The following is a 19,390-nucleotide window of genomic DNA, read 5'->3' as shown; positions in this document are numbered from 1 at the left end:
CTTCGCGCCGGTCGCGCGCGGCCGCAAGTTCAACCGTGATCTGGCCGGCGATCGCGCGCGTGCTCGCAGCGCTGACCACGGCGGTGATGTGCGCCGCCGGGGGGGCGGCCGCCGCGGGCCCGCTCCTCGTCCCCGGGCGGATGGGCTACAACGCGCTCCCGGCGCTCCGGAACGTGGACCCCGTGATCGGGGACCGGACCGAGCTGGAGCTGTCCGCCACCGCCCAGCTCGCGGGCCTCGGCTCGGAGGACGTCGCGGGGACGCCCTACGTGCGCCTCACGGTGCCGTTCCGCGAGGTGGCGGCGCTGGAGCTGGACGGTACGCCGTTCGAGCTGTTCCGGACCTCGGCCGCGACGGAGGCACGGCTCGGCGCCCGCGTGCGCGCGGGCGCGTCCCCGGGCGACCTCCGCGCCGGCGCGCGGTTCCTGGTGCTGGAGGAGCGGGGGTGGCGGCCGGCGCTGGGCCTGCGCCTGGTGGTGAAGTCCACCTCGGGCAAGGACCGCGGCGCGCGCCGCTTCACCAACGCGCCGGGCTACGTGTTCGACCTGCTCGGCGGCAAGGACCTCGGGGCGGCGGGGCCGGTCCGGCTGCGCGCGCTCGCGAAGCTCGGCTTCCTCGCCTGGCAGGTGGCGGACGGCCGGCAGGACGACGCGCTCGACTACGGGGCGACGCTGCGCGCCGGGCTCGCGAGGGGCGTCGCGCTCTCGGCCGAGTGGCGCGGGTACGCTGGGTGGCGCGGCGACGACCGCCCCATGGTGCTGGGCCTCACCGCCGACGTGCCGGCCGGCCAGCGGGTGCTGCTGCGCGCGTCCGCCGATCGCGGGCTCACCGCGGACGCGCCGCCGCTCGACGTGCGCTTCGGGGTGGTCCTCTTCCTCGACGCGCCCATGGCGCGCGACCGCGCCGCCGCGCCTGCCGACCCGCGCCTCGCTGCGGGCACGCGCCCGAGGCGGCAGCCCGGGCCGCGGTGATCACTCGCCCGCGTGCCGCCCGTCGGTCACGCGGACCTCCGCCGCCAGGCCGGCGTGGTCGCTCGGCCACAGCCCGCCCACCCGCTCCGCGGCGGTCTCGCCCACCACCTCGGCGCTCCACGGCTGCGCCGGCCCGCGCACGAGCACGTAGTCGATGCGCGTGGACAGGTCGGCGAACCCGGGGTCGCCGGGGCCGACGCGCAGGTCCTCGGGGAAGCAGCAGGTGAGCCCGGGCGCGTCGCCGTGCACCGCCGCCCACACGTCGCGGAACCCGGCGCCGGCCAGCACCGCTTCACCCTCCGTGCCGGGCTGGGAGTTGAGATCGCCGACCAGCACCACCGGCCGCGCCTCGGCGGCGAGGGCGGCGGCGAGCTCCGCCGCCTGCGCGGTACGCACGCCGGCGTGGTAGGCCTCGAGGTGCGTCGAGACGAAGCGCAGCCACTCGCCGCGGTACTTCGCGTCCACCGACACCCAGCCCCGCTTCACCTGCACCGGGTTGCCGAGCACGTTCACCGGCAGGAGCGTGGCGTACACGCCGCCGGCGGGCAGCGCGGTGGTGACGTCGCTCCGCGCCAGGATCACGCCGCGGTCGGTCATGCGCACGTCCTGCCCCGTCGCCACCGGCGCCTCGAAGTCGAACAGCGTCACCTCGGCGGCGACCACGTAGTGGAGGTCGCGCGCGGCGAGCGCGTCGAGGAGGTCCTGCACGTAGTCGTACGCGACGGTGGTGGCGGGGGTCGTGCCGCCCGCGAGGAAGTCCCCCGGGTCCTGCACGCGCCACAGGTACGCCTCCTGGAGGCCGACCAGGCCGGGCCGGGTGGCGGCGAGCTCGTCCGCGATCGCCTCGGCGCGCAGGTGGAAGTCGTTCGCCCGTACCGTCGCCCAGACCGCGGTGGTCGCCGCGACGAACGCCTCCGGGGTCCCGGCGGCCATGACCGGCCCGAGGTCCGCCCCGAGGTACAGGTTCCGGGTGGTCACGCCGAGGATTTTCTTGCCTCCGGCCATGGAATGGGGATCCATGCCGGCGGCCTGCGCGCCGGGTGAACCCGAGGCGGTCGGGGCACGGACGGCGTCGGAGGCCGGGGTGGAGAGGCCGTCGCCGTTGCTGCAGGCGCCCAGGGCCAGCGGGGACAGGGCGAGCGCGAGGACGGCCAGGCGGGTGCGGGACATGGTCACCTCCGGCGTGGAGCGGCTTGGGCCAGGCGTGTGTGGACGCAGGTGCGAAGGTAGCACCGCCGGTGCGCTGGCCCGACGCGCCGCGCGGGCCGCCCCGGACGGAGTGGCGTCGCGGGTGTAGCCCCGGTCCCCGGCTCGCCCCCGCGCGGTAGCCCAAGCAGGGCCCAGCGCCCGCGAGGGCCGCAGCGTAACTCGTTCCGGGCCGAGATCGCCCGGCAGGTCGTCGGAAGGAAAACGCGATGCCGAGAGCCACCGGACCTCGACGCGGATGCAGGCTGCTCGGGCTGGCGCTCGCCGCGGCCGTCGCCCTCCCCGGCTGCAAGCGAGGCGGCGGCCGCACCGCCGAGGCCGCGCAGGAGCAGCCGCCGGTCGCGCTCGCGCCGGAGAACGTCGCGGTGGTGTCGCCGCGGCGGCTCCAGTCCGGTCCCGAGGTGGCCGGGACCCTGCACGCCCGCCGCGCGGCCACGCTGCGCGCCGAGGTGGGCGGCGCGGTGGCCGAGGTCCGGGTCGAGGCGGGCGAGCGGGTGAAGGCGGGCCAGCTCCTCGCCCGGATCGACGCCTCGGCGCTGCAGGACGCGGTGCGCGCGGCGCGCTCCGCGGTGACCTCGGCGCAGAACGCGCTGCGCGTGGCGGAGTCCGGCGCGCGGCGCGCCCACACGCTGGCCCGCGAGGGCGCCATGGCCGAGCAGGACGCCGAGCGCGCCGACGCGCAGCTCGAGGCGGCGCGCGCGCAGGTGGAGGACGCGAAGGCCCGGCTCGCCGCGGCGGAGCAGCAGGCCGGCAAGACGGCGGTGCGCGCGCCGTTCGCGGGCGTGGTGTCCGAGCGGAGCGTCTCGTCCGGCGACGTGGTGTCCTCCGGCGCGGCGCTCTACACCGTGATCGACCCCTCCCGCCTCCAGTTCGAGGGCTCGGTGCCGGCGGCGAGCGTGGGCGCGGTCGCGCCCGGCGCGCCGGTGGACTTCTCGGTGACCGGCTTCGGCGGCCGCCGCTTCGACGGGCACATCGAGCGGGTGAACCCCGCCGTCGATCCCACCACCGGCCAGGTGCGCGTCTACGTGGACGTGCCCAACGACGACGGCCGGCTGCTCGCCGGGCTCTACGCGCAGGGGCGGGTGGCGAGCCAGGCGAGCGACGCGCTGGCCGCGCCGGTGGCCGCCGTCGACGCGACCTCCACGCCGCCGACGGTCATGAAGGTGAAGGACGGCAAGGTGCAGAAGGTCGCGGTCGAGATCGCGCTCCGCGACGACGTGGCCGGCGCGGTGGGGTTCCGCTCCGGCGTGAAGCAGGGCGACGTGCTCGTGCTGCTCGGCCCGCGGCGCGCTCGCCGACGGCACCCCGGTCCGCGTGGTCGAGGACCCGCGCGCGCAGACGTCGAACTAGCCGGCCCGGGCGCTCCGCATGTTCATCTCCGACTTCGCCATCAAGCGGCCCATCGTCACCATCACCGTGATGCTGGCGCTCGTGATCTTCGGGCTGCTGGCGCTCGTCACGCTCAAGACCGACGAGTTCCCGGACGTCCAGCCGCCGGTGGTGGCGGTCACCATCGTCTACCCCGGCGCGTCGCCCGAGACGGTCGAGCGCGAGGTGATCGATCCCATCGAGGACGCGATCTTCTCGATCAGCGGCATCGACGGCAAGCAGACCACCGCCTCCGCCACCGACGGGCTCGCGCAGTTCGTCGTGTTCTTCGACTTCGAGAAGAACCTGATGGAGGCGACCCAGGACATCCGCGACGCGATCAGCTCGAAGCGCCAGGACCTGCCCACCGAGATGGAGGAGCCGGTGCTGGTCCGGTTCGACCCGTCGCAGGAGCCGATCGTCACCCTGACGCTCACCTCGAAGTCGCTGCCGGTGCCGGCGCTGACGCGGCTCGCCGACGAGGTGGTCACGCGCGACCTGCGCTCGGTGCAGGGCGTCGCCGACGTGCGGCTGGTGGGCGGGCAGAAGCGCGAGCTCACCGTCCAGCTCGATCCCGAGGCGATGGCCGCCGCCAGCGTGTCGGCCGCCGAGGTGGTGGGCGCGCTGCAGGCGCAGAACCTGGCCGCGCCGGTGGGACGCGTCAACACGCCGCTCGGCGAGCAGAGCATCCGCCTCTCCGGCCGCCTCGCCACGCCGGAGGAGTTCGAGCAGGTGGCGGTCGCCACCCGCGGCGGCCAGGTGGTCCGCCTGGGCCAGGTGGCGAGGGTGCTCGACGGCGCCGAGGAGGCGCGCACGCTCGCGCTCTTCAACTCCGGCGAGGCGGTCGGCCTCGAGGTCCTGAAGACCAAGGGCTACTCCACCACGGCGGTCGCGGACGCGGTGAAGGAGCGCGCGCGGGCGCTCGAGCCGCGCATGGAGGGGGCGAAGCTCGCCATCGTCCAGGACTCCGGGACGCGCGTGCGCCAGTCGGTGGACGACGTGCAGCGGACGCTGATCGAGGGCGCGCTCCTCACCGTGCTGGTGGTGTTCCTGTTCCTCAACTCCTGGCGGTCCACCGTGATCACCGGGCTCGCGCTGCCGGTGTCGGTGCTGGCGGCGTTCGTGAGCGTCTGGGCGTTCGGCTTCACGCTCAACACCATGTCGCTGCTGGGCCTCTCGCTCGCGATCGGCATCCTCATCGACGACGCCATCGTGGTGCGCGAGAACATCGTCCGCCACATCGAGCTGGGCGAGGACCACACCACCGCCTCGCACAAGGGGACCGACGAGATCGGCCTCGCCGTCACCGCCACCACCTTCTCGATCGTGGCGGTGTTCGTCCCGGTCGCGTTCATGTACGGGGTGGCCGGCCAGTGGTTCAAGCCGTTCGCGCTCACCATCGCCGCGGCGGTGCTGGTGTCGCTGTTCGTCTCCTTCTCGCTCGACCCGATGATGTCGGCCTACTGGCCGGATCCGCAGGTCGAGAAGGGCGAGCGGCGCGGGCCGGTGGGGCGCGCGCTGGGCGCGTTCAACCGCTGGTTCGACCGGCAGGCCGGCAACTACCGGCGCGTGGTCGCCTGGGCGCTCGACCACCGCTGGCTGGTGGTGGTCTTCGCCTCGCTCTCGCTGGTCGGCTCGTTCGCGCTGCAGGGCGCGTTCGGCGGCGCCGGCTTCGTGCCGGTGTCGGACCGCAGCGAGGTGAGCCTCATCGTGCAGACGCCGCCCGGCTCGTCCATCGAGTACACGCGGCGCAAGGTGGAGGAGACCGATCGCATCCTCCGCAGCCACCCGGAGGTCGCGTACACGTACGCGTCGATCGGCACGCCCATCCCGCTCCAGGCGCCGGGCGTGGACCAGGCGCTCATCTACGCGCGGCTCACGCCCAAGCGCGAGCGCGACCTCTCCCAGGACGCGCTCGGCGCGGTGCTGCGGCGCGAGCTGTCGCGGGTGGCCGGCGCGGAGATCTCGGTGTTCACGAGCGGCTTCGGCGGCGCGTTCAAGTCGATCCAGCTCGAGCTGCGCGGCCCCGACTCGCGGGTGCTCACCGAGCTCGCGGAGAAGGTGAAGGCCGTCGCGGCCGGCGTGCCCGGCGCGGTGGACGTGGGGCTCTCCACCCGCGGGCAGAAGCCGGAGCTGGCGGTCGAGGTGGACCGCGGCCTCGCCGGCCGCCTCGGCGTCACGGTGGGCCAGGTGGCGCAGTCGCTCCGGATCGCGTTCGCCGGGCTCGACTCCGGCGACTGGGTGGACCCGACCGGCGAGACGCGCAAGGTGATGGTGCGGCTCGCGCCCGAGGCGCGCGAGCGGGCCTCCGACCTCCGGCAGCTGCCGCTCATCCTGCCGAGCCGGGAGGGCGCGCCGCGGATCCTGCCCGTCGGCCAGGTGGCGCGCATCACCGAGGGGCTCGGCCCCGCGCAGATCTCGCACCTCGACCGGCAACGCGTGGTGAGCGTGCAGGGGAACGTGGCCGGCCGCTCGCTGTCGGAGGTGGTGAACGACATCGAGCGGCGGCTCGCCGCCGAGGTGAAGCTGCCGCCCGGCTACACGCTGCGGCAGGGCGGCGAGTCGGCGGACCAGGCCGAGGTGTTCACGCGCATCGGCGTGGCGCTGCTGCTCGCCGTGATGCTCATGTACCTCGTGCTGGTGCTGCAGTTCGGGTCGTTCCTCGATCCGCTCGCGATCCTGCTCTCGCTGCCGCTGTCGCTCATCGGCGTGGTGCTGGCGCTGCTCGTCACCGGCGACACCATCAACCTGATGAGCCTCATCGGCGTGATCCTGCTGTTCGGGATCGTGGCGAAGAACGCGATCCTGCTCATCGACTTCGCGAAGTGGGCGCGGGAGGAGCGCGGGCTGTCGATCCGCGACGCGCTCGTCGAGGCCGGCGGGATCCGGCTCCGGCCGATCATGATGACGAGCGTGGCGGTGATCGCCGGCATGATCCCCGTCGCCTCCGGGCTCGGCGAGGGCGGCGACTTCCGCGCGCCCCTCGGCCGCGCGGTGATCGGCGGCGTCATCACCTCGACGCTGCTCACGCTGCTCGTGATCCCGACCGTGTACGAGATCATGGACGGCTGGCGGACCCGGCTGGGCCGGCTGTTCCGCCGCGCCTTCGCGCGCGGCGGCGAGCGGCACGCCCGCGAGGCGGCGCAGCGGCGGGAGGAGCCGTAGCCGCGGCCGCCCGCGGGGTCACGCTCAGTAGATCGGCACCAGGTGGTAGCCCTGCGCCTGGTAGCCGATGAGCGAGACGAAGCCGTCCGCCACCACGGTGAGCTCGGGGAGGAGGCGCGCGTCCTCCACCTGGAACACCTTGGTCGCGATCGCGCAGACCTCCAGCGCCGCACCGCGGCGCTTCAGCTCCCGCACCGCGGCGGCGATCTCGGCGGCTGCGGCGCGATCCGCGGCGCGGTCCGGCGCCGGCGCCACGCCGGTGAGGAACCGGACCGTCGGGCCGATGAAGACGACCTTGAAGTCCGGCGCCACGCCCTGCGCGCGCAGCCCGTCGTGCGAGCCTGCGATGAGCTTCAGGTACATGGCGATCTTGGGCCCGTCGGCGAGATCGACGAGGAACAGGCCCTTGCCGCTGGTGGCGCCGCGGAGCGCGTCGGCGTTCCCGGGCGCGGCGGAGGCGCGCGCGGTGAGCGGCGCCCCGGCGGCGAGCGTGAGCAGGGCGGCGAGGGCGAGGAGAGGGAGCGGACGGTGCGGGGTCATCGGTGTGGATCCTCGGGAGTGGGCCCGCGGTCCCGCGCGCCACCGCGGCGGGGGAGGGCGGACCCGATGGGTCGCGGTATAGACAGATCTGTCTACCGCGTCCAGCCCGGATTCGTGCGGCCGGTCCGCCGAGACGGGTGAAGCGGCGCGACGGGTGGGTATACTGCGCGCGCCCCCGGCCCGGAGCGAGCCATGTCCCCGCGCGAGAAGCTGGTCGAGACCGCCGCAGCGCTGTTCTACCGGCACGGCTGCCACGCCGTGGGGATCGACACGGTCCTCGCCGAGGCAGGCGTGGCCAAGATGACCCTGTACCGGCACTTCCGCTCGAAGGACGAGCTGGTGCTCGCAGCGCTGCGCCGGATGGACGAGCGGTTCCGCAACGCGTTCATGGCCGCGGTGGAGCGGGCGTCGGACACGCCGGCGGGCCGGCTTGACGCGCTCTTCGACGTGGTGCGCGACTGGGTTCGCGGGAAGGACTTCTACGGCTGCCCGTTCATCAACGTCACGGCCGAGTTCGCCGCGCACGACGACCCGGTCCACGTCGCGGCGGCCGAGCACAAGCGGCTCGCGCTCGAGTACATCGAGCGGCTCGCCGCCGAGGCGGGCGCCGCCGACGCGCGCGGGCTGGCCCGGGCCCTGAAGGTGCTCCTGGAGGGCTGCACGGTGCTCGCGCAGGTCACCGGTCAACCCGGGTTCGTGGATGACGCGCAGCAGGCCGCCCGGCTGGTGCTCCAGGAGGGGCTCCGGGGCGCCGTGCCCGCGCGCGCGCCGCGCCGGCCGCGCCGCGCGCGGACGTGAGCTCCTCCCCGCTGCGGCTGCGCTCGCTCGTTCGTTTCGTTCGTTTCCCGACCCAGAGTCATTGATCGCGCGGGATGCGAGATCGTCCGCGCCGCGGACCCTCTCGCGCAAGTCCGCGACCTCACGGGGCCGAACGGCGACCCCGGGTCCGCCGACCGCACGCAGTCGGCGCACGAAATGACTCTGGGTCGGGATCAGCGCAGCGGGATGAGCGGTCGCCGAATGACTCTGGGTCAGGGAGCGAACGACTCTGGGTCGGGGGCGAGGCCGAGGTGGCGCAGCGCGGCGCGGGCGGCGTGCCAGCCGCACATGCCGTGGACGCCGCCGCCGGGCGGGGTGGAGGCGGAGCAGAGGTAGAGCCCGGGCACGGGGGTGGACCACGGGTCGGCGGACAGCACGGGTCGGGCGACGAGCTGGGCGAGCGACGCCTCCCCGGCGCCCACGTCCCCGCCGACCAGGTTCGCGTCGTCCTGCTCCAGCGCCGCGGGGCCGCGCACGGCGCGCGCCAGCACGAGCTCGCGGAACCCGGGCGCGAAGCGCTCCACCTGCGCCTCCACGGCGGCGGTGAGGTCGCCCTCGAACCCGCGCGGCGCGTGGCAGTACGCCCACGCCACGTGGCGCCCGGGCGGCGCGCGCGACGGGTCGAAGCGCGTGGGCTGCGCGAGGAGCACGTACGGCCGCGCCGGCACCTCGCCGCGGTCCACCGCCGCCTCGGCGGCGGCGATCTCCTCCAGCGTGCCGCCGAGGTGCACCGTCCCCGCGCCGGCGCAGGCCGCGGCCCGCCACGGGATCGGTCCGGCGAGCGCCCAGTCCACCTTGAACGCGCCGGGGCCGTAGCGGAACGCGGCGAGGCGCCGGGCGTAGCGCGCCGGGAGCCGCGCCCCGGCCACGCGCAGCACCTGCCGCGGGGTGAGGTCGAGCAGCACCGCGCGCGCGGGCGGGAGCTCCTCGAGCCGGCGCACCTCGGCCGACGTCGCGAGCTCGCCCCCGCGCGCCCGAAGCGCCGCCGCGAGCGCCGCCGCGATGGCCCCGGCGCCGCCCTCCGGGAACGGCCAGCCGACGGCGTGGCCGGCCGCGCCGAGCACGAGCGCGAACGCGGCGCTGGCGGCGGCCTCGAGCGGCCGGTTGGCGTGCGCGGCGAGGCCGGCGAGGAGCGCCCGGGCCCGCGGGCCGCGGAACCGCACGCGGGCGAGGCGCGCGGCCGGGAGCAGCGCGGGCAGGCCGAAGCGCGCGAGGAGCAGCGGACGGCGCGGCCGGTGCAGCACCGGTCCGAGCACCTCCTCGAGCAGCGCCGGCAGCTCCCGCGCGAGCGGCGCGAACAGGGCCCGCCAGGCGTGGGCGTCCGCGCCGAGCGTCGCGTCGGTCGCCTCGAACCCGGGGCCGAGCACCGCGGCGGTGCCGTCGTCGAACGGGTGCGCCACCGCGGCGGGCGGCGAGATCCAGCGCAGCCCGTGCGCCGCGAGCGGCAGGGTGCGGAAGAACGGCGAGGCGACCGCGAGCGGGTGGACCGCCGAGCAGTGATCGTGCAGGAACCCCGGGAGGGTGAGCGGCAGGGTGCGCGCGCCGCCCCCGGCGGTCGCCGCGGCCTCCCGCACGAGCACCCGCAGCCCCGCCCGCGCGAGCGCCACCGCGGCCGAGAGGCCGTTCGGCCCCGAGCCGACCACCACCGCGTCCGGCGTGCGCACCGCCCCCTCCTAGCGGCCCCGCCGAGCCGGCGCAGCGCACCCGGCGCCGCACCGCGCGGCGGCGCACGCCCGGTCCCCCGCCCGGAGCGGCCCGTTTCGACTACACTCCCGCGCCCGAGATCCTTTTCCCGCCTCGCGCGTTCCCCCGGCGAGGCCCAGGCGACGCGCGCGTGCCGGACGAGAGCGACGAGCGGCTGATGCTCCGGTTCCGGGACGGCGACGCCCGGGCGTTCGAGGCCCTCGTGCGCCGCCACCGGACGCCGATCTTCTCCTTCCTGCTCCGCCTGACCCGCGATCGCGGCCGGGCCGAGGACCTGTGCCAGGAGGCGTTCCTGCGCGTGGTGAAGGCGTCGAGCGCCTGGGAGCCGCGCGCGCGCTTCCGCACCTGGCTCTACGCGATGGCCCGCAACCTGGCGGTGGACGAGTCGCGGCGCATGGCGTTCCGCCGCGCCAGCTCGCTCGAGGCCGACCCCGCCGCCTCGGCCCTGGCCGCCGACGATCCGGCGCCGGACCGCGCGGCCGACGCGGCGCTCGTCCGCCCGCTCCTCGAGGCGGCGCTCGCCGCGCTGCCGGACGAGCAGCGCGAGGTGTTCCTGCTGCGCGAGCACGCCGGGCTCCGGTTCCCGGAGATCGCCGAGATCACCGGCGCCCCGGAGCCGACCGTGAAGAGCCGGATGCGCTACGCGCTCGAGGCGCTACGGGAGCGCCTCGCGGCGATGGGCGTGGAGCCGGAGGCGGCCGCGGGCGCCGCCGCCTCGACCCGGAGCGCGGCACCATGAGCGACGAACGCTTCCACGAGCGCCTCGGGGCGCGGCTGCACGACGCGATCCTGGAGCACGCCTACGGCGAGCTGCCGGCCGGCGAGGCGCGCGCGCTGGAGCGCCACCTGGAGGCGTGCGAGGCCTGCCGCGCCGAGCTCGCGCGCATCCGCGGGACCCGCGCGCTCATGTCCGGCCTGGAGGACGCGCCGGCGCCCGAGCGCGGCGAGGCGGTGCTCCTCGCCGCGGCGCGCGAGGCCGCCGGGGCGCGGGCGAGGCGCCGGCGCCTGCCGGCGTGGACGTCGAGGTGGACGTCGAAGTGGAGCTGGGGCGCCGCGCTCTCCGCGGCGGCGCTCGTCGCCGTGGGGGCGGTCTCGTACCGGCTGCTCGCGCTCCACCCCGGCCCGGCGCTCCGTGACGATCCGGAGGCGCTGCTCGGCCGCGCCCCGGCCCCCGCGGCGCCGCCCGGGCCCGACGCCGCCGTGCCCGTCGCGCCGGAGGCCCCGGCCGCTGCCGCCGCGCCCGCGGCCGGGCCGGACGAGGTCCGCGCCGAGCGGGCCCGCCCCGCGGCCCCGCCCGCGCCGGAGCGCCGGCGCGAGGTCGCGGGCCCGCGCGCCGCGGCGAAGTCCGCGCCGTCCGCCGCCCCGGCCGCCGGGCCGGAGGCGGGCGTGGCCCCCGCGCCGCAGGCCTTCATCGCGCCGGCGCCCGGCGCGCCGCGGACGTTCGTCGCCCCCGCGCCGTCCGCCGCCCCGGCGCCCGCGCCGGGCCCGCGCGCGCTCCGCGCCGAGGCGGGCGACGCCGCGTCGACCGCGGCCCGCGCGCCGGTCGCGACGCTCGAGGCCGCCCCCGAGCCCGAGCCCGCCGCCGCACCCTCGGGCGCCCGCCGCGCCGCGACCGCCGCCCGCGGGCAGGCCCAGGCGGCCGCCGAGGCGCCGGCCGGCGCGGACGCGCCGGCGCGGTGGCGCGCGCTCCGGCAGGCGGGCGCCCTGCGCGGCGAGGTGGTGACGTTCACGAAATGTGACGGCGAGGCGTGGCGCAAGGTGGAGACCGACCCGGAGGGCCGGGTGGTGCGCTACGCCCGCCACGGCCGGCTCGCCGGTCGCGCCTTCGAGGCCGAGCTCTACTACGCCGAGGACGGCGCGCTGGCGCTGGCGCGCTACCGCGAGGCGGGCGGCCCCTGGCGCGAGGTCCGGCCGCCCGCGCCCGCCGGCGGGATCCCCGCCGCCGCGCTCCAGCCCGCCCGCGCCGCGGACGCGCGCGCGGACGCGCCCCCGCGCTGCGGACCCTGATCCCTCGGGCCCGCCGGCGGCGCGCGCACCCCGCCCTGCGCGCCCCGGGCTCGCCCTTCACGCGGACCCCGCCCCGGCGCCGCCCCGCGCGATCGCGCCGGACGGCGGCCGGCGCGGCGAGGGGCTACACTGCTCGCATGGCGCGCATCCTCTACGGCGTGGCGGGGGAGGGGATGGGGCACGCGGTCCGGTCGCGGGTGGTCATCGACCACCTCGCCCGCACGCACGACGTGCAGGTGGTGGTGTCGGGCCGCGCGCACGACTACCTGAAGGCCCGCGAGCGGGATCACCTGGGCGTGAACCGGATCTGGGGCCTCTCCATCGTCTACGAGGACAACGAGGTCCGGAACTTCCGCACGGTGCTGAGGAACGTGGGCGGCGCGGTGGCGGGCGGGTGGCCGCGCAACGTGAAGGCCTACTTCGACCTCACCGAGTCCTTCCGGCCGGAGGTGGTCGTCTCCGACTTCGAGACCTGGAGCTACCTGTACGCGCGCACCCACGGCCTGCCCTGCGTCTCGGTGGACAACAACCAGGCGGTGAACCGCTGCGATCACCCGCCGGAGATCCTGGCCGGGCACGAGGCCGAGTACCTGGTGGCGAAGGGCGTGGTGAAGGCGAAGCTCCCCGGCTGCTTCCACTACCTCATCGCCACGTTCTTCCAGGCGCCGGTGGCGAAGCCGCGCACCAGCCTGCACCCGCCGGTGCTGCGCCCGGAGATCCTCTCGGCGCGCGCCGAGCCCGGCGCGCACCTGCTCGTCTACCAGACCTCGACCTCCAACGAGGCGCTGCCCGACATCCTGCGCGGCGCCGGCGTGGAGTGCCGCGTGTACGGGCTGCGGCGCGACCTCGCCGCGGACGTGCGCGAGGGCAACGTCGTCCACCGCCCGTTCTCCGAGGCCCGCTTCGTGGAGGACCTGCGCACCGCGCGCGCGGTGATCTCGGGCGGCTCCTTCACGCTGATGAGCGAGGCGGTGTATCTCCACAAGCCCATGCTGGCCATCCCGGTGAAGCGGCAGTTCGAGCAGGTGCTGAACGCGCGCTACCTCGCGGCGCTCGGCTACGGCGCCACCGCCGACGACCTCGACGCGCGCGTGCTCGGCGACTTCCTGGCGCGGCTGCCGGACCTCGAGCGCGGCCTGGCGCGCTACCGGCAGGACGGGAACCGCGAGCTGCTCGCGAAGCTGGACGACGTGCTGGCGCGCGCGCTCGGCGGCGGCGCGCCCGGGGAGCCGCGGGCGTGAAGGTCCGGGTGGTGGCGGTGGGCCGGGATCGCTCCGGCCTGTACGCGCCGGCGGTGGACGAGTACGCGAAGCGGCTCGGCCGCTACCTGCGCTTCGAGCTGGTGGAGGTGCCGGAGGCGCGCAAGCTCGCCGGCACCCCCGGGGCGAAGGGCGAGGAGGGCGCGGCGCTGCTCGCGAAGGTCGCGCCGCGCGAGCGGGTGGTGGTGCTCGACGAGCGCGGCGACGAGCTCACCAGCGTGGCCTTCGCCGAGCGCGTGCGCCGCTGGATGGAGCGCGGCCAGGACGTGGCGCTCCTCATCGGCGGGTCGGACGGGCTCGCGCCGGAGGTGCTGGCGCGGGCCGACGAGCGCCTCGCGGTCTCGCGCTTCACGCTGGCGCACCGGCTGGCGCGGCTGGTGCTCGTCGAGCAGCTCTACCGCGCCATGACGATCCTCCGCGGCGAGCCCTACCACAAGTGAATCCGCCGCGCTGCGCGGGCCGGAAGGCGCCGGGGACCCATGGGTGACGGCGGCGGGCTTGCGCGCCGCCGCCCGCGCTGCGAAAAGGAGCCGACCACCTCGGGAGCCCACATGACGCGCCTCCGCACGCCCGCCGCGCTCGCCCTGTCCCTCGCCGCCCTCGCCTGCGGCGGCGGTGGCGGCTCGCAGCAGCCGCTGCCCACCACGTTCACGCTCTCCGGCCACATCGCGGCCACCGCCGGGCAGGACGTGGACGGCGACGTCGCCGACCCGGTCGCGCCGCGGAGGCCGAACGACTCGGCCGCGCAGGCGCAGCAGCTCGCGCCGGTGACCACGCTGGGCGGGTTCGCCGGCGCCGGCACGGATCCGCAGGACTGGTACAAGGCCGCGCTCGAGGCGGGCCAGACGGTGGTGATGGACGTGGCCGACGCCGCGGCGTCGCTCGAGCTCTGCGTGCTCGCCTCCGACGGCGCCACCGTGGTGGACTGCGCCGCCGCGGGCGCGAACCAGGTCATCCCGGTCACCGCGGCCGGCCAGTACTACCTGCGCGTCACCGCCGCCTCCGGCAGCTCCAACTACGCGCTCACCCTCGGCGTGAACGGCGCCGCGGCGGTCGCCGGCGCGGCGCCGCGCCTCGCGCTGCCGTTCGTCCCCGGGGAGATCGTGGTCCGCTTCCGCGACGACGCGCTCGGCGTGGCCGCCGCCGGCGACCTCCCGCAGCGGGCCGCGGCGCTCGGGCTCACCGCGCTGGCGGGCGCCCGCGGCCGCGCCGCGCTGCTCTCGATGTCCGGCCCCGAGGCCCGCGCGCGCGCGCTCGCCGCGCTCGGCGTCGAGCCGCTCGCGCCGGACGCGCTCGGCGCCGCCGCCGACCCGGTGCTGGCCGAGAAGTGGGACACGCTCCGCGCCATCGCCGCGCTGCGCCGCCGGGCCGACGTGGAGAGCGCCGATCCCAACTTCGTGTTCCAGCCGGCGCTGGTCCCGACCGACACGTACTACAAGTACCAGTGGCACTACCCGCTCATCTCGCTGCCGCAGGCCTGGGATCTGACCACCGGCGTGGCGGGCGCGGTGGTGGCGGTGGTGGACACCGGCGTGTTCCTCGCCCACCCCGACCTCTCCGGCCAGCTCGTCACCGGCTACGACTTCATCCGCGATCCCACCATGGCGAACGACGGGAACGGGATCGACCCGAACCCGGACGACCCGGGCGACGCGGCCACCCTCGGCGGCAGCTCCTGGCACGGCACGCACGTGGCGGGCACGGTGGCGGCGGCCGCGGACGGCAAGGGCGTCGTGGGCGTCGCGTGGAACGCGCGGGTGATGCCGCTCCGGGCCCTCGGGGTGGGCGGCGGGACCTCCTACGACATCATGCAGGCGGTGCGCTACGCGGCCGGCCTCGCCAACGACTCCGGCACGGTCCCGGCCACCCGCGCCGCCGTGATCAACCTCAGCCTCGGGTGCCAGGGCTGCTTCTCCTCCACGGAGCAGGCGGTCTACACGTCGGCGCGGAACGCGGGCGTCATCGTGGTCGCCGCGGCGGGCAACGAGGCCTCGTCGGCGCCCGGCTACCCGGCCGCGTACGCGGGCGTGCTCTCGGTGAGCGCGGTGGACATGAAGGGCGCGAAGGCGCCGTACTCGAACACCGGCAGCACGATCGATCTCGCCGCGCCCGGCGGCAACACGGCGGTGGACCTCGACGGCAACGGCTACGCCGACGGCGTCCTCTCCACGCTGGTGAAGGACACCACCGGCACGCGCGAGCCCATCTACGCCTTCTACCAGGGCACCTCCATGGCCGCGCCGCACGTGGCCGGCGTGATGGCGCTCATGAAGTCCGTCTGCCCCCAGCTCGCCCCCGCCACCGTGGATCAGCTCCTGCAGGACAACGGGGGGCAGCTCACCCGCGACCTCGGGACGCCCGGCCGCGATGACACGTTCGGCTGGGGTCTCATCGACGCGCTGAAGGCGGTGCAGGCAGCCGGCGCGACCTGCGGCGCGCCCCTGCCGCCCTCGCTGTCGGTGACCCCGGGCCGGCTCGACTTCGGGCCGGGGGACGGCTCGCTGCAGCTCCAGGCGGCGCAGGTCGGGGACGGCGCGCTCACCGTGACCGCGGTCTCCGACGACGCCGCGTGGCTCACCCTCTCGCCGCCGGCGGCCGCGAGCGGCCTCGGCGCGTACACGGCCACCGTGGACCGGACCGGCCTCGCCGACGGGCGCTACACCGCCCGGATCACCTTCACGCCGTCCTCCGGCGATCCGGTGGTCATCCCGGTGACGCTGCAGGTCGGGGCCGCCGCGGCGGCCGGCGACGCCGGGTACCTCTACGTGCTCCTGGTCCGCGACGGCGTGAGCGGCGTCGAGCTGGTGAAGCAGTGGGACGGGGCCGCCTCGGGCGGCAGCTACGCGTTCCGCCTCGACGGCGTGTCCGCCGGCACCTACTACCTCGTGGCCGGCAGCGACATGAACAACGACGGCTACATCTGCGACGCGGGCGAGGCCTGCGGCGCGTGGCCGACGCTGGGCGTCCTGACCCCGCTCGGCGCGAGCGGACCGCGCTCCGACCTCGACTTCAGCGTCGCGTTCGACCCGGCCGTCGCGCCGGGCGGCGCGGCCGCGGGGCCGCCGGCGGGCCCGCGGGCGTTCGCGCGGCAGCCGGCGCCGAAGGGCGTGGCGGGGCTGCGCTAGCGGCGCCGCGCGCGTCCCCCGGGCCGGGCGGCGTTGCCTCCGGCGCCGCCCGGGCCGATGTTCCTTGAGGCGGAGCGGCCGGATGCCTAACATCTCCGGTCCCAACCAGCCGGAGAGATGCCCGTGCCGAAGACGAAGCCCGTCCTCCTCGTCGTTCTCGACGGCTGGGGGATCCGCGCCACGCGCGAGGCGAACGCGATCGCCATCGCCGGAACCCCGAACATGGACGCGCTCCAGCGCGAGTTCCCGCACGCCGCCCTGGAGACGAGCGGCCTGTCGGTCGGCCTGCCCGAGGGGCAGATGGGCAACTCCGAGGTGGGCCACACCAACCTCGGCGCCGGCCGGATCGTCTACCAGGACCTGGTCCGCATCAACCGCGCCGTCGAGGACGGGAGCTTCTACAAGAACGACGCGCTGCTGCTCGCCTGCCGCCGCGCGCGCGAGGCCGGCGGCGCGCTGCACCTGCTCGGCCTGGTCTCCGACGGCGGCGTCCACAGCCACGTCGAGCACCTCCACGCCTGCCTCGAGCTGGCCCGCCGGGAGGGCGTGGCGCGCGCGTACGTCCACGCGTTCATGGACGGCCGCGACACGCCGCCCAGGTCCGGCCTCGACTACCTCGCCGCGGCGGAGCGACGGATCGCCGCCACCGGCTACGGCAAGGTCGCGACCGTCACCGGCCGCTACTGGGCCATGGACCGCGACAAGCGCTGGGACCGGGTGGCGCAGGCCTACGCGGCCATGGTCTCGGGCGAGGGCTTCAAGGCCGCGTCCGGCACCGCCGCGATGGAGGCCGCCTACGCGCGGGGCGAGACCGACGAGTTCGTGAAGCCCACCGTGGTCGTGAACGGCGACGGGAAGCCGGTCGGCCCGATCCGCGACGGCGACGCGATCCTGTTCTTCAACTTCCGCGCCGACCGCGCCCGCGAGATCACCCGCGCGTTCACGCAGGACGGCTTCCACGACTTCGAGCGCAAGGCCGTGCCGCGGCTCTCGGCGTACGTGTGCATGACCCAGTACGACGAGACGTTCACGCTCCCGGTCGCGTACGCGCCCCAGGATCTCACCGAGATCTTCCCGGAGATCGTGGCGCGCGCCGGGCTGCGGCAGCTGCGCACCGCCGAGACCGAGAAGTACGCGCACGTGACGTTCTTCTTCAACGGCGGGCGCGAGACCGTCTACCAGAACGAGGACCGGATCCTCGTGCCGAGCCCGCGCGACGTGAAGACGTACGACGAGAAGCCGGAGATGAGCGCGCGCGAGGTCACCGACAAGCTGGTCCAGGCGCTCGGCACCGGGCAGTACGGCTTCGCGCTCGTCAACTACGCCAACCCGGACATGGTCGGCCACACCGGCCTGCTCGACGCGGCGGTGAAGGCGGTGCGGGTGGTGGACGAGTGCGTGGGCCGGCTCTGGCAGGCGGCCCGCAAGCAGGGCATGGCCATGCTCGTCACCGCCGACCACGGCAACTGCGAGATGATGACCGACCCGGTGACCGGCCAGCCGCACACCGCGCACACGCTCAACCCGGTGCCGTTCATCCTGGCCGACCCCGACTTCCGCGGCGCGAGGCTCCGCGAGAAGGGCGTGCTCGCCGACGTGGCGCCCACCGCGCTGCAGGTGATGGGGCTCCCGCAGCCGAAGGAGATGAAGGGCCTCGGCCTCGTGATCCGCTAGCGCCGGCGCGCCGTCCGGCCGGTCCGGGCGGCGCCCCCGCGCGCCCGCCGCCTTCACCCGGAGAGAACCCGAGATGCTCCGCGCCGCCGTCCGCGCCCTGCTCGACCTCGTCTACCCGCCCCGCTGCGCCGCCTGCGGCGAGCCGGTGGCCGAGGAGCCGTTCTGCGGCGTGTGCGCCGGGGCGCTCGAGCCGGTCCCGCCGGGCTGCGCCCGCTGCGGCGCGCCGGGGTCTGGGCCGGCCTGCGGCGCCTGCCTGGCCGCGCCGCCCGCGTTCGACGCGGTCCGGGCCGGCGGGCTGTTCGGCGGCCCGCTCGCCGACGCGGTCCACGCGCTGAAGTACGGCGGCCGCCCCGACCTCGCCCGGCCGCTCGGCGCCTGGCTGGCGGCGCGGGTCGCGCTCCCGCCCGGCGCGGCCGTGGTGTCGGTGCCGCTCGGCCGGGCGCGCCGCATCGAGCGCGGCTACGACCAGGCGGCGCTGCTCGCCGACGCGCTGGCCCGCGCCGCGGGCGCGCGGGGCCGCCGGCTGCGCGGGGCGCTCCGCCGCGCCCGCGAGACGGCGCCGCAGGTCGGCCTGGGCCGGGCCGAGCGCGCCCGCAACGTGGAGGGCGCGTTCCTGGCCGGTCCGGCGGTGGCCGGCCGCGACCTGGTGCTGGTGGACGACGTCGTCACCACCGGCGCGACCGCCGACGCGGCGGCGCGCGCGCTCCGCGCGGCGGGCGCCCGCTCGGTGACGGTGGTGGCGCTGGCCCGGGCGGAGTGAGCGGAGCGGCCCCGGAAGCTGCGGACCGGCGGCGGAACCGGGGTTACACTCGCTCCCCGCATGCTCGCACGCCCCGCCGCCCTGCTCGCGCTCTGCCTCGCCTCGACGGGGCCCGCCCGCGCGCTGTCGCCGCTCCCGCCGCCCACCGGCCTCGACCCGGACGCGGAGCGGGCCGCCGCGGCGGTGGCGGCGCTCGACCGCGAGCGGCGCGGCCCCCGCGGCCTCGCCGCGCTCGCCGAGCTGGACGCGCTCGCCGACGACCTGCCCGAGCTCGCCCACGTCGCCGCCGCCTACGCGCGGGCCGCCGATGATCGCGAGGCGCACCCGGAGGTCCGCGCGCTGGCGCGGTTCCGGCTCGCCGAGGTGGAGCGGGCCCGCGGCAACCTGCAGAAGGAGGCGGCCAGCCTGCGGCGCCTGGGCTTCGTCGGGCGCTGGCGGGTGATCGGGCCGTTCGACGACGAGGGGAAGCGCGGCCTCGCCGAGGCGTTCCCGCCCGAGAAGGCGGTGGATCTCGCCGCCCAGCACCCGGGCAAGGTGCGCGAGGTGGCCTGGCGCGCGCTGCCGGAGGACGCGGTGGTGGACGGCTTCGTCCACCTGGGCGCGGCGCTGCGCCCGGCGCGCGAGGTGGTGGCGTACGCGCTCGCCGAGGTCGAGGCGCCCCGCGAGATCGAGGCCCGGCTCTGGCTCGGGGCGAGCGGCGCGGCGCGGGTGTGGGTGAACGGCGCGGCCGTGCTCACCGACCCGGACTACCACCCGGCCCGGCTCGACCAGCGCGGGGCGGTCGTGACGCTC

14 protein-coding genes and 1 pseudogene are annotated in these 19,390 nt (G+C 76.6%); 11 read left to right on the top strand and 4 right to left on the bottom strand.

Translation table 11 applies throughout. The features are described from left to right. Window positions 1–59 precede the first annotated feature (59 nt). A complete protein-coding gene (locus ACOQFB_RS20235; RefSeq protein ID WP_494492350.1) occupies window positions 60–971 on the top strand; it encodes a hypothetical protein in 912 nt (303 codons plus the stop codon). Here the strand turns inward: ACOQFB_RS20235 and ACOQFB_RS20230 are convergent, their stop codons facing one another. After that, on the bottom strand, window positions 972–2,141 hold the full coding sequence (locus ACOQFB_RS20230) for an endonuclease/exonuclease/phosphatase family protein (protein ID WP_421610163.1): 1,170 nt from the start codon (window positions 2,139–2,141) through the stop codon (window positions 972–974). It lies immediately after the preceding gene. A gap of 245 nt (window positions 2,142–2,386) precedes the next feature. Here ACOQFB_RS20230 and ACOQFB_RS20225 point away from each other — a divergent pair. Both ACOQFB_RS20225 and ACOQFB_RS20220 read left to right on the top strand, forming a co-directional pair. Beyond that, window positions 2,387–3,397, top strand: a pseudogene (locus ACOQFB_RS20225) (efflux RND transporter periplasmic adaptor subunit); the annotation flags it as partial. Window positions 3,398–3,545: 148 nt separating this feature from the next. Beyond that, the gene (locus ACOQFB_RS20220) at window positions 3,546–6,710 is read left to right on the top strand and encodes an efflux RND transporter permease subunit (RefSeq protein WP_421610165.1); all 3,165 of its coding nucleotides are present in this window, start codon (window positions 3,546–3,548) and stop codon (window positions 6,708–6,710) included. 24 nt (window positions 6,711–6,734) lie between these two features. On the opposite strand, the gene ACOQFB_RS20215 is transcribed toward ACOQFB_RS20220, so the two are convergent. Beyond that, window positions 6,735–7,250 (bottom strand): DsrE family protein, encoded by a 516-nt coding sequence (locus tag ACOQFB_RS20215; RefSeq protein WP_421610166.1) that lies wholly within the window; start codon window positions 7,248–7,250, stop codon window positions 6,735–6,737. Window positions 7,251–7,442: 192 nt separating this feature from the next. On the opposite strand from ACOQFB_RS20215, the gene ACOQFB_RS20210 reads away from it, so the two are divergent. Further along, the gene (locus tag ACOQFB_RS20210) at window positions 7,443–8,048 is read left to right on the top strand and encodes a TetR/AcrR family transcriptional regulator (protein ID WP_059437687.1); all 606 of its coding nucleotides are present in this window, start codon (window positions 7,443–7,445) and stop codon (window positions 8,046–8,048) included. A 233-nt stretch (window positions 8,049–8,281) separates the two neighbouring features. Here ACOQFB_RS20210 and ACOQFB_RS20205 read toward each other — a convergent pair whose 3' ends face one another. Further along, window positions 8,282–9,733 (bottom strand): phytoene desaturase family protein, encoded by a 1,452-nt coding sequence (locus tag ACOQFB_RS20205; RefSeq protein WP_421610167.1) that lies wholly within the window; start codon window positions 9,731–9,733, stop codon window positions 8,282–8,284. Window positions 9,734–9,903: 170 nt separating this feature from the next. On the opposite strand from ACOQFB_RS20205, the gene ACOQFB_RS20200 reads away from it, so the two are divergent. The 7 genes from ACOQFB_RS20200 to ACOQFB_RS20170 all read left to right on the top strand — a co-directional run bounded on the left by ACOQFB_RS20200 (window position 9,904) and on the right by ACOQFB_RS20170 (window position 18,598). Beyond that, window positions 9,904–10,512, top strand: a complete 609-nt coding sequence (locus tag ACOQFB_RS20200) for an RNA polymerase sigma factor (RefSeq protein WP_421610168.1) — start codon at window positions 9,904–9,906, stop codon at window positions 10,510–10,512. Continuing rightward, window positions 10,509–11,780, top strand: coding sequence for a zf-HC2 domain-containing protein (locus ACOQFB_RS20195; RefSeq protein ID WP_494492349.1), 1,272 nt, complete (start codon window positions 10,509–10,511; stop codon window positions 11,778–11,780). Before ACOQFB_RS20200 ends, ACOQFB_RS20195 begins: the two co-directional genes overlap by 4 nt. Before the next feature lie 137 nt (window positions 11,781–11,917). Beyond that, window positions 11,918–13,021: a glycosyltransferase family protein gene (locus ACOQFB_RS20190; RefSeq protein ID WP_059439178.1), complete on the top strand. Its 1,104-nt coding sequence runs from the start codon at window positions 11,918–11,920 to the stop codon at window positions 13,019–13,021. Further along, a complete protein-coding gene (gene rlmH / locus ACOQFB_RS20185; protein ID WP_059439179.1) occupies window positions 13,018–13,479 on the top strand; it encodes a 23S rRNA (pseudouridine(1915)-N(3))-methyltransferase RlmH in 462 nt (153 codons plus the stop codon). Before ACOQFB_RS20190 ends, rlmH begins: the two co-directional genes overlap by 4 nt. A 111-nt stretch (window positions 13,480–13,590) precedes the next feature. Beyond that, a complete protein-coding gene (locus ACOQFB_RS20180) occupies window positions 13,591–16,164 on the top strand; it encodes a S8 family serine peptidase (protein ID WP_421610902.1) in 2,574 nt (857 codons plus the stop codon). 123 nt (window positions 16,165–16,287) lie between these two features. Then, window positions 16,288–17,838 (top strand): 2,3-bisphosphoglycerate-independent phosphoglycerate mutase, encoded by a 1,551-nt coding sequence (gpmI, locus tag ACOQFB_RS20175; protein ID WP_494492348.1) that lies wholly within the window; start codon window positions 16,288–16,290, stop codon window positions 17,836–17,838. 73 nt (window positions 17,839–17,911) lie between these two features. Beyond that, the gene (locus ACOQFB_RS20170) at window positions 17,912–18,598 is read left to right on the top strand and encodes a ComF family protein (RefSeq protein ID WP_059439181.1); all 687 of its coding nucleotides are present in this window, start codon (window positions 17,912–17,914) and stop codon (window positions 18,596–18,598) included. Between the two features lie 290 nt (window positions 18,599–18,888). On the opposite strand, the gene ACOQFB_RS20165 is transcribed toward ACOQFB_RS20170, so the two are convergent. Then, window positions 18,889–19,335, bottom strand: a complete 447-nt coding sequence (locus tag ACOQFB_RS20165; protein WP_494492347.1) for a hypothetical protein — start codon at window positions 19,333–19,335, stop codon at window positions 18,889–18,891. Window positions 19,336–19,390 lie beyond the last annotated feature (55 nt).

This window comes from Anaeromyxobacter sp. Red801 (genome assembly GCF_049201065.2).
Classification (GTDB): domain Bacteria; phylum Myxococcota; class Myxococcia; order Myxococcales; family Anaeromyxobacteraceae; genus Anaeromyxobacter.
Note: the sequence above shows the minus strand (reverse complement) of the source record. Positions and strands in the feature narration are given on the sequence as shown.

Coding starts and splice junctions, on each gene's coding strand:
- ACOQFB_RS20215 (WP_421610166.1), bottom strand. CDS start 7,250: ATGACCCCGCACCGTCCGCTCCCTCTCCTCGCCCTCGCCGCCCTGCTC.
- ACOQFB_RS20195 (WP_494492349.1), top strand. CDS start 10,509: ATGAGCGACGAACGCTTCCACGAGCGCCTCGGGGCGCGGCTGCACGAC.
- ACOQFB_RS20220 (WP_421610165.1), top strand. CDS start 3,546: ATGTTCATCTCCGACTTCGCCATCAAGCGGCCCATCGTCACCATCACC.
- ACOQFB_RS20170 (WP_059439181.1), top strand. CDS start 17,912: ATGCTCCGCGCCGCCGTCCGCGCCCTGCTCGACCTCGTCTACCCGCCC.
- ACOQFB_RS20180 (WP_421610902.1), top strand. CDS start 13,591: ATGACGCGCCTCCGCACGCCCGCCGCGCTCGCCCTGTCCCTCGCCGCC.
- ACOQFB_RS20210 (WP_059437687.1), top strand. CDS start 7,443: ATGTCCCCGCGCGAGAAGCTGGTCGAGACCGCCGCAGCGCTGTTCTAC.
- ACOQFB_RS20190 (WP_059439178.1), top strand. CDS start 11,918: ATGGCGCGCATCCTCTACGGCGTGGCGGGGGAGGGGATGGGGCACGCG.
- ACOQFB_RS20230 (WP_421610163.1), bottom strand. CDS start 2,141: ATGTCCCGCACCCGCCTGGCCGTCCTCGCGCTCGCCCTGTCCCCGCTG.